Here is a 14,470-nt window from a genome sequence, read left to right as displayed (position 1 = left end):
TCTGCTCCTTCGCTTCATTCATGCAGAGTCGTCCGGAAAGTGCGGTCGGGGCTTCGCCAATAGCCGCGAAAACCAAAAGGGTTGCCTTTTATGCACCGAGAGATCACGTACCGCGGTTTCGAGATTGACGTCCAATTGACGTTGGCCGCGGAAAACATGTTTGACGTGACTTTTCAGATCAAAGGCGGCACTAGTCTCGGAGTACCCGGCGCGCGAGGAAGCCGCATATCGCTACGCAACGGGCCATTCACTGAACGATGGGCTTATCTGGTGGGCGAAATTGCAGGACAGGCCGCTATCGACTTGCTTCTCGGCGAAGCTGAGTGACGATTCTTTTTCTTCGACGCGGCATGCGCGATCACTCGTGCCGGCTAACCGCGATCCTCATCGGCGCCAGCGTTCCCAAGAAGCGGGCAAACCAGTCCTGACCGTTAGGTCAAACTGACATACTGCAGGAAGGCAATAATGAACGTCAGATTGGTTGATGTAATAGATGGCCGCGGCAACGTGCTACACACATATCCGATTACGCTGGGGGAGTCGAGCGACGGCGCTGAGGACTCGGCGTATGAAGCGAAGGCGCTGCAGGCGGCAGCGCAAGGCCGGCTCGTCCCTGACGCAGCTCTCGGAACACTAACCGCCCGGATGCATACGGGCCGTGGCGGTCAGATGGCTCCGTACGGCGATGACCTTCAAACAGATTCGGAAACGAAGTTCGGTTTGGACCAGGCTGTCCGGGAACGCGCGTACCTGCTGTGGGAGCGCGACGGAAGCCCGGATGGACGCGGGGATGAATACTGGCACCGCGCTCTCGACCAGCATCTTCGGGATAGGGCATACGTTTTGTGGCAGCAGGCGGGAAGTCCAGAAGGACAAAAAGATGAGTATTGGCATCGGCTTGTCGCTTTCCAGTCTCATTGATCTGCCCACCCGAAATGTCGAGCTATGTCTGATTCGCCATCGGCATTAGCGATGTGCACCTTAGGTGGAGCGCGATCAAATTCGCCCTCAAACGGGCGCGAAGGTACCTTCAAACAAGGCCAAAAGGAAGGGCCGCTCGACGGCCCCGAGCGAGCCGATCTACTCAGCTTCCTCGTGCTCTTACAGCTCATGGGCTACGCCAACACCGACGGCTGGCTACGCGCGGATCGCGTGGTGAAAGCAATCCGGATGTGGGTGGCGTCGAACAGCGTTGAATGCGACTTGAGTTGGGAAAGCTGGCGCGAATGGCTTCCGACATTACGTCTCGGTTCCTGGTCTTCCTGTGTTTTGGGGACACCGTGGAACTCGTCAAGCTGTCAGCGATCGGCCGCCAGATGGTTGACAGGTTGCACGGGATGTATGCGCGGAGTGTCTGCGCCGAGGATGCTGCCGTACAAGCCGCCTATAACGCCGACGGCAATCTGGGTCTCGGACTCTACATCGCGCGCGAGATTGCCAGAGCACATGGGGGAGAGATTGACGCGTGGTCCGAGGAAAATTCAGTGTGGGTGATCGGACCACTTCGGGAGGGTGAGGTTGCTGATCGAGAAAGCTGTCGTTCGGCTGCTCAACACCACATGCGTCAGCAATTCGCACATTGCCGACGCGGAGGCCGTCCGGTCCCAGCAGCAATGGCCGCGAGCGAGCATTCGTCTTTGGCAATCCGATGGCCGGTTACGTACAGCAGTCGTTCGCAGAACTTTTGAGCGTAGCTTACGGCGTAGGTCGAGGAGAAAAGTCTTATTGGGCGGGGTGCAGATGCTGCTGCATCATCGGCGTATGTTGTGCGACCTCGCCGGCCGCTGCGCTTTGAATACCCATCCGTGGTGTCTTTTTGCGTTAGCTGTTCAGGGCGTGAGTTTAACCCGCCGATGGGGCGAATGGACCCTGGCCGGATGGCCAATCCGCGCGGTCGATCGCGCGCGGCAGCCTGGCACGACGTATGGGTGACTCGCGCCGGCTCAACGAGTCCCGCTTCACCCGCGCGTCGCGTCAGCATAAGACTGCATACGACCGCATTCAAGCCATTCCCGGGCACGATGAATTTGACGCCCTTGCTCAATAAATCGCTGCATCGGATCATGCTCACTGTCGGAGCGCACCGCTCAGGTTAAGCTCCGCTCATCGCTAGAACGTGCTCCGATTCCAGAAAAAACCGATCCATGACCGAAGTCGAGAAATTAAAGCGAGCAGTTTCGTGGCTCCGTGACGCAGATGGTTTGCTCATCACGGCAGGGGCGGGCATGGGCGTCGACTCGGGTCTGCCGGATTTTCGCGGCGCGGAAGGGTTTTGGCGGTCTTATCCTGCGTTGCGCAAGCATCAACTGACGTTCCAGGACATGGCGAATCCACGCACGCTCGTCAAGGCACCGAATTTATCCTGGGGCTTTTATGGCCACCGGCTCCAACTCTACCGGCGAACCGTGCCTCACCACGGTTTTCAGATACTTCGCCGTTGGGCCGACAATATGCTGGAACACGCCACTGTTTTCACCAGTAATGTCGACGGTCAGTTTCAGAAAGCCGGATTCTCCGCCGATGTCACAGCGGAATGCCACGGCTCCATCCACATGATGCAATGCTCGGAAGTCTGCACCGACGCCATCTGGTCAGCGGCGGCGTTCGAGCCGGTTGTGGACGAAGCCGAGTGCCGCTTACTCAACGAACTTCCAGCCTGTCCGCATTGCGGCGCCGTTGCGCGACCGAACATCCTGATGTTCGGCGACTTCGACTGGATTGCGCTGCGTACCGAGGCGCAAGAGGCGCGACTGAACGGCTGGCTTGCGTCCGTCGAACGGCCTGTCGTTGTGGAGATCGGCGCGGGCAAGACCATCCCGACTGTTCGGAATTTCAGTGAGCGGGTTGGCGGCCGCGTCATCCGCATCAATCCCAAAGATCCGGGCATCGCGCCGCATCGCGGAATCGGTTTTGCGAGCGGGGCGCTTCACACGCTCTCGCTGCTGGACGAGGCCTTAAACGGCGTTTAACCCGCGCCCATGCGCCGCCCTCACTCCTCCACCATCGCCCGCATATCCACCTTGCGCTCGTTCACCGCGCTACGCCGTTTCGCGAGCCACATCATGAACGTGATGAAGCTGCCGAACACGACGATGATCCACTGCGCCGGCAGCTTCGCGGTCAGCAGCAACGCGTAGACCCCAAGCATCAGCAGCACGGCCAGATTCTGATTGAAGTTCTGGACCGCGATCGAATGCCCCGCGGACAGCAACGTCGCGCCGCGATGCTGCAGAATCGCGTTCATCGGCACGATGAAAAAGCCCGACAACGCGCCGAGCAGGATCATCAGCGGATAGGCGAACAGAATGTAAAACGGCAGCACGTACGTGCCGATCCGAATGCCCGAGCCCGCCGGGAACAGATCCTTGTTGTAGAACGCCACCGCGATCGCCACCGCGCCGGTGAGAATCCCCACCGGCAGCACCCGCAACGATTTGCGCAATGGAATCAGCGCCGCCGCGGCCGCCGCGCCGACCGCGATGCCGAGCCCCGTGACGCCTTGCATCACCGCTGCCTTCGACAGCGACAGCCCGAGATTCACGTTGGCCCATTTGAGCACCAGCAATTGCAGCGTCACCGCGCCGCCCCACATCAAGGTGGTGACCCACAGCGCGATCTGCGCGAGCTTGTCGGCCCACAGCACGTTGAAGCAGTGATAGAAATCGCCGACCAGCTTCTTCGGCTCGGTGAGGCGGTTCGGATAACGCGCGCCGGTGTCGGGAATGAAAATGTTGATCGCGGCGGCGATCGCGTAGGTGACCATGGTCGCGAACATCGCCAGATCGGCGGACGAGCGGATCAGCGGCCAATGCGCATGCGCGACGAATTTGTCGGCGACCGTGCTGATCAGCGCGCCGCCGACCATCGTGCCGACAATGGTCGACAGCACCGTCGCCGATTCGAGCCACGCGTTCGCCTTGACGAGTTTGTCGGCGGGCAGCAGTTCGGTGAGGATGCCGTATTTGGCGGGCGAATACGCGGCCGCGCCGAAGCCGACCACGCCGTACGCGATCATCGGATGCACGCCCGCAATCATCATCAGGCAGCCGCTTGCCTTCAGCGCGTTGGAGACGAACATCACGTGCCGCTTCTGCATGGCGTCGGCGAAGGCGCCGACGAACGGCGCGAGCAACACGTAGGAGACGGTGAAGAAAATCTGCAGCAGCGGGGTGACCCAGGCGGCCGAGCGAATCACGGAGAGCAGCGCGATGGCGGCGATCAGCAGGGCATTGTCCGCGAGCGACGAAATGAACTGCGCCGCGATGATTGTGTAGAAGCCTTTTTTCATGAAGCGGATCGGAAGCGGTGCATCAGGTTTGACGCACGGCAGGGCGCAGCGAAAGACGCGCAAAACGCAACCGGCGATCGATCGGGCCGGCGCGGCATCCCGCTTTGTAGCACGAACGCCTGCGCGATGCAGGCGAGCCAAACGAAAAAGCGGCCGAAGCCGCTTTTCGTGTTTCTTTGGGTGTGGCCTGAGCCGACACTCAAGACCGTTCGGTCGCGCAATGACGCGGACCTGACTCGTGAATCTGGCACGTGAATCTGACGGTCCCGGCTTCAGCCTTTCCACCAGAATCGCAGCCGTGTCCCGCTTAACCTGCTTGCTGACGGGTACGGCTGTAGCGCGACAGGATCGGGATCATCTGCGCGTAGATCTTCGGGTTGCCCGCGACGATTTCGCCGATGTGCAGGAAGTCCGAGTCGCCCGTGTAATTACCCACCAGGCCGCCCGATTCCGTGATCAGCAGGCTGCCCGCGGCGACGTCCCACGGATTCAGGCCTTGCTCGAAGAAACCGTCCATGCGGCCGGCAGCGACGTTGGCCAGATCGAGCGCGGCCGCGCCCGGACGGCGCAGGCCCGCGCAGGCTTCGGTCATTTCAGCGAACTGGCGGCCGTAGGCGGCGAGGCCGTCGGTTTCGCGGAACGGGAAGCCCGTGCCGATCAGGCCGTCGGCCAGACGGTCGCGCTTGGCGACGCGGATGCGGCGGTCGTTCAGGAACGCGCCACGGCCGCGCGAAGCGGTGAACAGGTCGTTGCGGGTCGGATCGTAGACCACGGCCTGCGTCACGACGCCCTTGTGAGCGAGCGCGATCGACACGCAGTAGTACGGGAAGCCGTGAATGAAGTTGGTGGTGCCGTCGAGCGGATCGATGATCCACTGGAATTCGGATTCGTTATCCGACTTGCCGGATTCTTCGGCGAGGATCGCGTGATCGGGGTAGGCGGTCTTCAGCGTGTCGATGATCGCCGCTTCAGACGCTTTGTCGACCTCCGTGACGAAATCGTTGTGCTGTTTCTTGCTGACCTGGATCAGGTCGAGGTCGAGCGACGCGCGGTTGATGATCTGGGCTGCGCGGCGCGCGGCCTTCACAGCAATGTTGAGCATGGGATGCATGAGACTGGATCCTTGTGCCGGGGCAGCACGGCTGCTGGCCGGTAAATAAGCGCTAAACCTGCGCTGACAGGGCGCCTGCGAGGCGCGAAAACAGCACGGAACGCTCGCCCGGTACAGGACCGGTGCGCATTCCGCCGACGGAGACGAATTGGATAAGAACGAGGCGCCGGACCTTTCGGTGTCTTTGGCAGGCAGACGAAAACCGGACGCGAATCTCATTATTTTACCTGAGTTTTGCGTGAGCCCGGGCGGCGAGGCATGGTTTGCCCGTATTTACAGGTAAATCGGACCGCTGCCGGCCTTGGCGCTACCATACGCGTCTTTAGTCTTGCAGAACGCCATCGTGGACCACACCCACCATTCCTCCGATCCCGCCGTGGCCGAGTTGCGCGGCGGCTTCACCTCGACCCGTTTCGTGCTCGTCGAGCCGAGTCATCCCGGCAATGTCGGCGCGGCGGCGCGGGCGCTGAAAACCATGGGCTTCTCGCGCCTCGTGCTGGTGTCGCCGCGCGTGCAGAACGTGCAAAACGATCCGGAAGCGATCGCCATGGCGAGCAGCGCGGGCGACGTGCTGGCCTCCGTGCACGTCGTGCCTACGCTCGCCGACGCGCTGAGCGGCGTGCACTGGTCGGTCGCGCTGACGGCGCGGCTGCGCGAATACGGGCCGCCGCAAGGCACGCCGCGCGCCGCGGCCGGCGTCGCGCGTGAGCAGGCGGCACACGGCGAGATCGCGCTGGTGTTCGGCAACGAGCGCACGGGCCTGTCGAACGAGGACGTCGAACGCTGTAGCGCGCTGGTGCATATTCCGGCCAATCCGGCCTACAGTTCTCTCAATCTCGCGCAGGCCGTGCAGGTGCTCGCGTATGAGTTGCGCACTTCGTATCTGTCGACGGATACCACGGCGTCCACGGCCATGCAAACGGCCGCGCAAGCGTCCGCGGCGCACGGCGACCCAGCCGAACCCCGCGCGGCCAGCGACGAAATCGAAAACATGTTCACGCATCTGGAAAGTGCGCTGGTCGCGCTCGAGTTTCTCGATCCGGCCAATCCGAAGAAGCTGATGTCGCGCCTGCGGCGGCTGTTCGCGCGGTCCGGTCTGGAGCGCGAGGAAGTGAATATCGTGCGCGGCATCGCCAAGCACATTCTGCTGAAAACCCGCCACCCGAACGGCGACGCGTCTTAAGGCCGCGTCAAGTCGCGCGTCGCAATCGACGACCTTGCCGGCAGCGTGGGCTTCCGGCAGGTTTCGCGCAATCGCCCTACAATCGCTCGAAACGTTCTAAGCAAAGCTGCCGGTCTGCTATGCGGCAAGCATGCCGTCGCGTGTGGTGTTCCACCGCGGCGTTGTGCCGGTAATCTTTCCTCCCACGACACAATCCCTGCCATGTTCACGAGACTTCGCGAAGACATTGCCACGATCCGCGAGCGCGATCCCGCCGCCCGCAGCGCCTGGGAAGTCATCACGTGTTACCCGGGCCTGCACGCGCTCGTGCTGCACCGGCTCGCACATGCGTGCTGGCAGGCGCGGCGCCGCTGGCTCGCGCGCTTCGTGTCGCAGATGGCGCGCTTCATGACCGGCATCGAAATTCATCCGGGCGCGACGGTGGGGCGGCGCGTGTTCATCGATCACGGAATGGGCGTGGTGATCGGCGAGACGGCGCAGATCGGCGACGACTGCACGATCTACCAGGGCGTGACGCTCGGCGGCACGTCGCTCACGCGCGGCGCGAAACGGCATCCGACGCTCGAGCGCGGCGTGATCGTCGGCGCGGGGGCGAAAGTGCTGGGCGGTTTCACGATCGGCGCGGAAGCGAAGATCGGTTCGAACGCGGTGGTCACCAAACCGGTGCCCGCGCGGGGTACAGCGGTGGGTAATCCGGCGCGGATCATCGTGCCGGCGGCGGCCGCGGTGGCTGCGGCAGGTGTTGCGACCGGCGCCGCGCCGCAGGAAGCGAAACGCGCGAGCGCAAGCAGTGCGTTCTGCGCCTACGGCATCACGCCGAACGCGGACGATCCGGTGTCGCTCGCCATTCACGGGCTGATCGATCATGCGGCCACGCAGTCGAAACGCATCGACGAAATCGTCGGCGCATTGGAGCGGCTGGGCACGAGTCTGGAAGGGCTGCAAGGCGCCGACGCGGCGTTGCTCGATTTGCGGCGCTTGTCGGCCGCGATCGCGGGGAAGGTGGAAACAGCAGCGTCAGCGGAGCGCTGAACCACCGCGATCAATCCAGCGGCAGCGCCCGAATCCCTTCGGCATCGATCCGCAGATAACCGCCACGGCGCTCGCCGTGGTCGAGATCCCAATCCGGCAGCACCCAGCGCGTGCCCGCGGCTTCGCGGTGCCGCGCCGGCCGATGCGTGTGGCCGTGAATGAGCGTCGCCGTGTTCGACGATTTGAACAGTGCCGCAACGGCCTTCGACGTCACGTCGTACTTCGGCGAAACGGGCCGCGCGCGCCCTTGCTCGCTCTTTGAGCGCATGTTCTCCGCGAGCGACTGACGCCAGCGAAACGGCCACGCCAGAAATAGCAACTGCGCGAAGCGGCTGCGTGCAAAGCGGCGGAACGCCTGATAGCCAGGATCAGCGGTGCACAGCCCATCGCCATGCGCCAGCACCACGCGGGTGCCGAACGCGGTGATCACGAACGGATCGGGCAGCCAGATCGCGCCGGCCGCTTTCATGAAGCGCTTGCCCAGCAGAAAATCGCGATTGCCATGCATGATGTAGAGCGCGATGCCGCGCTCCGACAGCGTGTGCAGCAGCGTCGCCATGCGGCCGGCGAACGGCTCGACGAGCATGTCGTCGCCGATCCAGTACTCGAACAGATCGCCGAGAATGAAAACCGAATCCGCCTGCTCTGCCGTGACGCGGATGAAATGCTCGAACGCGGCGACCGTGTGCGGAATCGCCTCGCTCAAGTGAATGTCGGAGAGGAAAAAAAACGGGCGTGCGGCGTGCGGGCGTTTGCCCTCGCCAGGCACGCCCGCGGCGACGCTTCGCAGCGGCGTTTCTTGCAGCATTGAAGGTGCCTGATATCAGTTCGAACGAGTCGACGCGTGCACGGCGCGCGTTGGGCGCGCCATGGCCGCTTAGTCGACGATCACAGCCTTTTCGATCACGACGTCGTCGACCGGCACGTCCTGATGGAAGCCCTTCGAACCCGTCTTGACCTTCTTGATCTTCTCGACGATGTCCAGACCGTCGACGACCTTGCCGAACACGGCGTAGCCCCAGCCCTGGGGCGTCGGCGACGAGTGGTTCAGGAAGTCGTTGTCGTTCACGTTGATGAAGAATTGCGCGGTCGCCGAATGCGGGTCGTTCGTACGTGCCATCGCGACCGAACCGTTGACGTTCTTCAGACCGTTGTTGGCTTCGTTGTTGATCGCGTCAGCCGTCGGCTTCTGCTTCATGCCGGGTTCGAAACCGCCGCCCTGGATCATGAAGCCGTCGATCACGCGGTGGAACACCGTGTTGTCGTAGTGACCGGCCTTCACGTAGTTGAGGAAGTTCTCAACCGACTTCGGCGCCTTCTCAGCGTCCAGTTCGAGCTTGATGACGCCGTGGTTCGTATGCAGTTCAACCATGATGGAATCCTTTGATGAACGAGGTGGGTAAAAAGCGCGGCCGCCCGTCACGTGATGCGATGACGGCGGTCCGCGCCGGGGCGTAGATTGAGCGCCTGCTGCTGATTGCTACCTGCTGTTGCTTGCTGTTGCTTGCTGTTACTTGCGCTACTCGCGTTACTTGCCGACTACCGTGGCCGACTCGATCACGACGGCCTTGGCCGGCACGTCGCTCATCGGGCCGCGCGAGGTGGTGGGCGTGCCTTCGATCTTCTTCACGACGTCCATGCCGCTCGTGACCTTGCCGAACACCGCGTAACCGTTGCCGTCCGGATTCGGATAGTCGAGGCCGGCGTTGTCCACCGTGTTGATGAAGAATTGCGCGGTGGCCGAATTCGGATCGCTGGTGCGCGCCATGGCGAGCGTGCCGGCGGCGTTCTTCAGACCGTTACGGCTTTCGAGCGGAATCGGCGCGCGCGTCGGCTTCTCGGCGAAGCTCTGCGTGTAGCCGCCACCCTGAATCATGAAGCCGCGAATCACGCGATGAAAAATCGTGCCGCTGTACTGGCCGGACTTCACATAGTCGAGGAAGTTGGCGACCGTCTTCGGCGCTTTCTCAGGATACAACTCGACGCGGATGTCGCCTTCCGACGTCTTGAAGAGGACGGACGGATGCGTGGCTTGCGAACCGGACTGGGCAAAAGCGGGGGCGTTTGCGATCAGGGCGGCGCTGCCGAGCGCCAACATCAACCATTTCATGAAGATCCTCAGGGTTGGAAAAAACGATGTGCCGAAAACAGCGTGGCGTTACTTCGACGGCGCCATGTAGGGCGGCATGGCGAGAGAGCCGTTCGAGCCGCCGAACTGGAAGCTGGACGAGTCGGTCATGTTCGAGGTGGCGCGGGCCGTGTAATCGTCCGGCGCGACGGCCGCTTTTTTCACGGCGGGCGTTTTGCTCTGCGGCGGCGAGACGATCTTCTGGATGTCCGCGAGGCGCTGCGTGGTCGTGGCGCTCGCCTTGCCCAGGCTTTGCGCGCGACGGTAGGCCTCATTGGCCATGCGCAGATAGAGGTCGCCGAGGTTCTCGTAGGCGAGACCGTAGCTGGGATTCACCTTGGTTGCCGTTTCGAGCGCGCCGCGTGCTTCCGTATAACGGCCTTCTTTCGCGTAGAGCGCCGCCAGGTTGTTATACGGCTCGGGCAGCTCGGGGTACAACTGCGTGAGTTCGGTAAACGCGGTGATCGCCTCGTCGTCGCGATTCAGGTGGGCCAGCACCGTGGCGCGCTTGAATTTGGCCTGCGCGTCACGCGGATTCGACGCGATGCGCGCGTCGAGCTGGGTCAGCGCGGCCTGCCAGTTTTTCTGCGCGATGGTTGTGTCGATTTCCGGCGTGTTGTCGCGCACGGCGGGGCCTTGCGGCAAGGTCGACGCCTTCTGCGCAAACGCGGCGGCGCCCGGCACAATCGCCAGCGTGGCAGCGAGGGTGACGCGCAAGGCGAGGACACGCGTGGAGTCGCGAACAACGCCACGGGACATGCCGCGCACGACGCCACCAAAGGCTGTCGCGGCGAGGGTCGCAGCGCTGCGCGCGCGGCCGCTGGAAGGTTTCATAGGCTCAGGTCTGGATGTTATACTCCGACCCATTCTAACAAAAGGTCTGCGCGTTCCGTCGAACCGCAAACTGTCTTTTCGCCACTCGTGGTCGTCTCCGCCTTGATCGCAGCCTGACCGCCGCACCCGCTGCACCGGTTTTGCTGTACGCGACGCACCCGCCGTCAGTTCGCGGGGCGCGGCGCGCATGAAACACATTGCGGATTTCTTTCGGCCCACGCACCGTTCTCTATGGAATCACTGCGCATCTACAACACGCTCGCGCGTGACAAGCAAAACTTCGTGCCGCTGCAGCCCGGCGTCGTGCGGATGTATGTCTGCGGGATGACCGTGTACGACTATTGTCACGTCGGTCATGCGCGGGTCATGGTCGTGTTCGACATCGTGCAGCGCTGGCTGCGCACGCTCGGTTACGAGGTGACCTACGTGCGCAACATCACGGACATCGACGACAAGATCATCCGGCGCGCGGTCGAGAATGGCGAGACGATCAAATCGCTGACCGATCGCTTCATCGCCGCTTTGCATGAAGACGCAGACGCGCTGGGCATCGCGCGACCCGACGTCGAACCGCGCGCAACCGACTTCATTCCGCAGATGCTCGGCATGATTGAGAAGCTCGAGTCGAACGGTTACGCCTATCAGGCGAGCGACGGCGACGTGAACTACGCGGTGCGCAAGTTCGCGGGCTACGGCAAGCTGTCCGGCAAATCGATCGAAGATCTGCGCGCGGGCGAACGCGTCGCGGCGAACGACGCGAAGCAGGACCCGCTCGACTTCGTGCTGTGGAAAAAAGCGAAACCGGAAGAGCCGGCCGACACCGGCTGGGACTCGAAATTCGGCCGCGGCCGTCCCGGCTGGCATATCGAATGCTCGGCCATGGGCTGCACGTTGCTCGGCGAACATTTCGACATTCATGGCGGCGGGCAGGACCTGCAGTTTCCGCACCATGAAAACGAAATCGCGCAAAGTGAAGCCGCGACCGGACAAACGTTCGTGAATTACTGGATGCACAACGGCTACGTGCAGATCGACAATGAGAAGATGTCGAAGTCGTTGAACAACTTCTTTACGATCCGCGAAGTATTGGCGCAGTACGATGCCGAGGTCGTGCGTTTTTTCATTGCGCGTGCGCACTACCGTTCGCCGTTGAACTATAGCGACGTGCATATCGACGACGCCCGCAACGCGCTCGCGCGTTTGTACACCGCGTTGAAAGACGTCACGCCCGACAGCACTGAGCTCGACTGGAACGAACCGTTCGCGCAACGTTTCCAGGCTGCCATGAACGACGACTTCAACACGCCGGTCGCGGTGTCGGTGTTGTTCGAACTGGCTACTGAAGTGAACCGCACGCGCGACCCCGCGCTGGCCCGTCAACTGCGCTCGCTGGGCGCGGTGCTCGGGCTGCTCGGCCGTGAGCCGCGTGCATACCTGCAGCAGGCCGCGGGCGTCGCCGCCGAAGGCGCGCTCGAGCCCGCCGCGATCGAAGCGAAGATCGCGGCGCGCGTGGCCGCCAAGCAGGCGAAGGACTATGCGGCAGCAGACCGGATCCGGGCCGAATTGCTCGAGGCCGGCGTTGCACTTGAAGACAAACCCGGCGGGTTGACCGAGTGGCGGCGCGTGTGAGCGCACCTCGTACATCCCTCTGATCGACTCGCCAGGCAGGAGGCAGGATGGCAACGGCCACGAAGACGCCGGCTAAACGAGCCACGTCTCAAACAGGCGCGGCAGCCGCCGCAAAGTCGACTCGAACGTCGGCTCGTAGCGGCAGCGGCGCGGTAAAAAAAGCATCGTCGAAAGCCGGTGGGGCGGCGGCTAAGAGCGCAACGGGCGTGGCATCGGGCACGGCGAAAAAGCCGGCTGCGAAGCGTGCGCTCAATGGCGCATCGGCCCTCGCACATGCGTCGGCGCCGACGTCTGCGTCTGCCAAGCGCGCCAAAGCGCCGCGTGCGAAGAGCAATGGCGTATTGCCGGCCGAACTCGCGGGCGACGTGCAGGAACTCGCGCGCGTCACGCAAGAAGGTCACGAAGGCGAAGTCGTGCGCAAGACGCGTGCGTCGTCGAGCGCGGGCGGGGAAGGGAGCAGCGCGAGCGAAGTCGCGGTGCCGGTGCAGATCGGCGGGCTCACGCCTGAAGAGACGCGGCCCGCGTATTGGGACAAGGCGTGCGCGGACCTCGTCAAGCGCGATCGCATCCTGAAGAAGCTGATTCCGAAATTCGGTCCGGTGCATCTGCTGAGTCGTGGCGATCCGTTCGTCACGCTCGCGCGCTCGGTGGTCGGGCAGCAGATTTCGGTCGCGTCCGCGCAGGCGGTGTGGGCCAAGGTCGAAGCCGCGTGTCCGAAGCTGGTGCCGCAGCAATTCATCAAGCTCGGTCAGGAAAAACTGACCGCGTGCGGTTTGTCCAGGCGCAAAGCGGAGTACGTGCTCGATCTCGCGCAGCACTTCGTGTCGGGCGCGCTGCACGTCGGCAAGTGGACCACGATGGAAGACGAGGCGGTGATCGCCGAACTCACGCAGATTCGCGGCATCGGCCGCTGGACTGCGGAGATGTTCCTAATCTTCAATCTGTCGCGTCCGGACGTGCTGCCGCTCGACGATCTCGGTTTGATCCGCGCGATCAGCGTCAACTATTTCAGCGGTGAGCCGGTCACGCGCAGCGAAGCGCGTGAGGTCGCGGCAAACTGGGAGCCGTGGCGAACCGTTGCGACCTGGTATATGTGGCGTAGTCTCGATCCGTTGCCGGTCGAATACTGAACCCAAGAACGAGCCATCTCGAAAACTATCGCTCATTCGCATCTGATAGTTGCGAGGGGGTTTAGACATTGGCGCGCGCGGTTAGAATACGCGCTGCCGGTAAGTCCAAGGATTACAACCAATGAAGACCACGTTTCTGGATTTCGAACAGTCGATCGCTGAACTCGAAGCGAAGATCGAAGAATTGCGCTTCGTGCAGGACGATTCGGCCGTCGATATTTCGGAAGAGATCGAGCGGCTGTCCAAGAAGAGTCAACAGCTCACCAAAGATCTTTACGCGAACCTCACACCGTGGCAGGTTTCGCAAATCGCCCGTCATCCGCAACGCCCGTACACGTTCGACTACGTGAGCGAGCTGTTCACCGATTTCCACGAACTGCACGGTGACCGCAACTATGCGGACGACCTGTCGATCGTCGGCGGTCTCGCGCGTTTCAATGGCCAGGCCTGCATGGTGATCGGTCATCAGAAGGGTCGCGACACGAAAGAGCGCGCGCTGCGCAACTTCGGCATGCCGCGTCCGGAAGGCTATCGCAAGGCCGAACGCCTGATGCGCCTCGCTGAAAAATTCAGCCTGCCGATCTTCACGTTCATCGACACGCCGGGCGCTTATCCCGGCATCGGCGCGGAAGAGCGCGGCCAGTCGGAAGCGATCGGCCGCAATCTGTACGTGATGGCCGAACTGAAGACGCCGCTGATCGCCACCATCATCGGTGAAGGCGGGTCGGGCGGCGCGCTCGCGATCGCCGTGGGCGACAGCGTGCTGATGCTGCAGTTCTCGACCTATTCGGTGATCTCGCCGGAAGGATGCGCGTCGATTCTGTGGAAGAGCGCCGCGAAAGCACCGGAAGCCGCGGAAGCGCTGGGCCTGACCGCGCATCGTCTGAAGGCGCTTGGCTTGATCGACAAGATCGTCAACGAGCCGCTCGGCGGCGCGCATCGCGATCCGAAGGGCATGGCCGCCATGTTGCGCCGTGCGCTCGCCGACTCGCTGCGTCAGTTCCAGGGCATGAGCATCAGCGACCTGCGTCAGCGCCGTTTCGATCGGCTCATGGCGTACGGCAAGTTCAAGGAAACGACGCCGGGTGCGTAAGCCCGCGCGTGTTTTCTTTCGTCCAGAAGCGCAGCACGCGCT

Annotated in this window: 14 protein-coding genes; 8 read left to right on the top strand and 6 right to left on the bottom strand. The window is 62.7% G+C overall.

Going from position 1 to position 14,470, the window contains the following annotated elements:
* Positions 1-90: 90 nt before the first annotated feature.
* The 3 genes from FA94_RS39335 to FA94_RS02125 all read left to right on the top strand — a co-directional run bounded on the left by FA94_RS39335 (position 91) and on the right by FA94_RS02125 (position 2,969).
* Positions 91-327, top strand: a complete 237-nt coding sequence (locus FA94_RS39335; RefSeq protein ID WP_035546327.1) for a hypothetical protein — start codon at positions 91-93, stop codon at positions 325-327.
* Positions 328-465: 138 nt separating this feature from the next.
* On the top strand, positions 466-921 hold the full coding sequence (locus FA94_RS37145) for a DUF2934 domain-containing protein (protein ID WP_051980298.1): 456 nt from the start codon (positions 466-468) through the stop codon (positions 919-921).
* 1,223 nt (positions 922-2,144) lie between these two features.
* The gene (locus FA94_RS02125; RefSeq protein WP_035546323.1) at positions 2,145-2,969 is read left to right on the top strand and encodes an SIR2 family NAD-dependent protein deacylase; all 825 of its coding nucleotides are present in this window, start codon (positions 2,145-2,147) and stop codon (positions 2,967-2,969) included.
* Positions 2,970-2,989: 20 nt separating this feature from the next.
* Here the strand turns inward: FA94_RS02125 and lplT are convergent, their stop codons facing one another.
* Both lplT and FA94_RS02115 read right to left on the bottom strand, forming a co-directional pair.
* A complete protein-coding gene (lplT, locus tag FA94_RS02120) occupies positions 2,990-4,288 on the bottom strand; it encodes a lysophospholipid transporter LplT (RefSeq protein ID WP_035546321.1) in 1,299 nt (432 codons plus the stop codon).
* Between the two features lie 307 nt (positions 4,289-4,595).
* Positions 4,596-5,399: an inositol monophosphatase family protein gene (locus FA94_RS02115; protein WP_035546319.1), complete on the bottom strand. Its 804-nt coding sequence runs from the start codon at positions 5,397-5,399 to the stop codon at positions 4,596-4,598.
* Positions 5,400-5,742: 343 nt separating this feature from the next.
* Here FA94_RS02115 and FA94_RS02110 point away from each other — a divergent pair, with 343 nt between their 5' ends.
* Complete coding sequence (locus FA94_RS02110) at positions 5,743-6,582, top strand: RNA methyltransferase (RefSeq protein ID WP_035549090.1); 840 nt, start codon at positions 5,743-5,745, stop codon at positions 6,580-6,582.
* Between the two features lie 201 nt (positions 6,583-6,783).
* The gene (cysE, locus tag FA94_RS02105; protein WP_035546318.1) at positions 6,784-7,614 is read left to right on the top strand and encodes a serine O-acetyltransferase; all 831 of its coding nucleotides are present in this window, start codon (positions 6,784-6,786) and stop codon (positions 7,612-7,614) included.
* A 10-nt stretch (positions 7,615-7,624) separates the two neighbouring features.
* On the opposite strand, the gene FA94_RS02100 is transcribed toward cysE, so the two are convergent.
* The 4 genes from FA94_RS02100 to FA94_RS02085 form a co-directional block, all read right to left on the bottom strand.
* Complete coding sequence (locus FA94_RS02100) at positions 7,625-8,422, bottom strand: UDP-2,3-diacylglucosamine diphosphatase (protein ID WP_035546316.1); 798 nt, start codon at positions 8,420-8,422, stop codon at positions 7,625-7,627.
* Positions 8,423-8,491: 69 nt separating this feature from the next.
* The gene (locus FA94_RS02095) at positions 8,492-8,986 is read right to left on the bottom strand and encodes a peptidylprolyl isomerase (RefSeq protein ID WP_035546314.1); all 495 of its coding nucleotides are present in this window, start codon (positions 8,984-8,986) and stop codon (positions 8,492-8,494) included.
* 156 nt (positions 8,987-9,142) lie between these two features.
* Complete coding sequence (locus FA94_RS02090; RefSeq protein ID WP_035546312.1) at positions 9,143-9,724, bottom strand: peptidylprolyl isomerase; 582 nt, start codon at positions 9,722-9,724, stop codon at positions 9,143-9,145.
* 48 nt (positions 9,725-9,772) lie between these two features.
* A complete protein-coding gene (locus FA94_RS02085; protein ID WP_035546310.1) occupies positions 9,773-10,576 on the bottom strand; it encodes a tetratricopeptide repeat protein in 804 nt (267 codons plus the stop codon).
* Positions 10,577-10,807: 231 nt separating this feature from the next.
* Here FA94_RS02085 and cysS point away from each other — a divergent pair, with 231 nt between their 5' ends.
* From cysS to FA94_RS02070, 3 genes are all read left to right on the top strand, one after another.
* Positions 10,808-12,205: a cysteine--tRNA ligase gene (cysS, locus tag FA94_RS02080; RefSeq protein ID WP_035546308.1), complete on the top strand. Its 1,398-nt coding sequence runs from the start codon at positions 10,808-10,810 to the stop codon at positions 12,203-12,205.
* A 47-nt stretch (positions 12,206-12,252) separates the two neighbouring features.
* Positions 12,253-13,335 carry a DNA-3-methyladenine glycosylase family protein gene (locus FA94_RS02075; RefSeq protein ID WP_035546306.1) on the top strand — a complete coding sequence of 361 codons (1,083 nt, stop codon included), beginning with the start codon at positions 12,253-12,255 and terminating at the stop codon, positions 13,333-13,335.
* Positions 13,336-13,456: 121 nt separating this feature from the next.
* Positions 13,457-14,428, top strand: a complete 972-nt coding sequence (locus tag FA94_RS02070; RefSeq protein ID WP_035546304.1) for an acetyl-CoA carboxylase carboxyltransferase subunit alpha — start codon at positions 13,457-13,459, stop codon at positions 14,426-14,428.
* The last annotated feature ends 42 nt before the right edge of the window (positions 14,429-14,470 follow it).

The organism is Burkholderia sp. 9120 (genome assembly GCF_000745015.1).
Taxonomy (GTDB): domain Bacteria; phylum Pseudomonadota; class Gammaproteobacteria; order Burkholderiales; family Burkholderiaceae; genus Paraburkholderia.
This window is presented reverse-complemented; position numbering and strand designations above follow the sequence as displayed.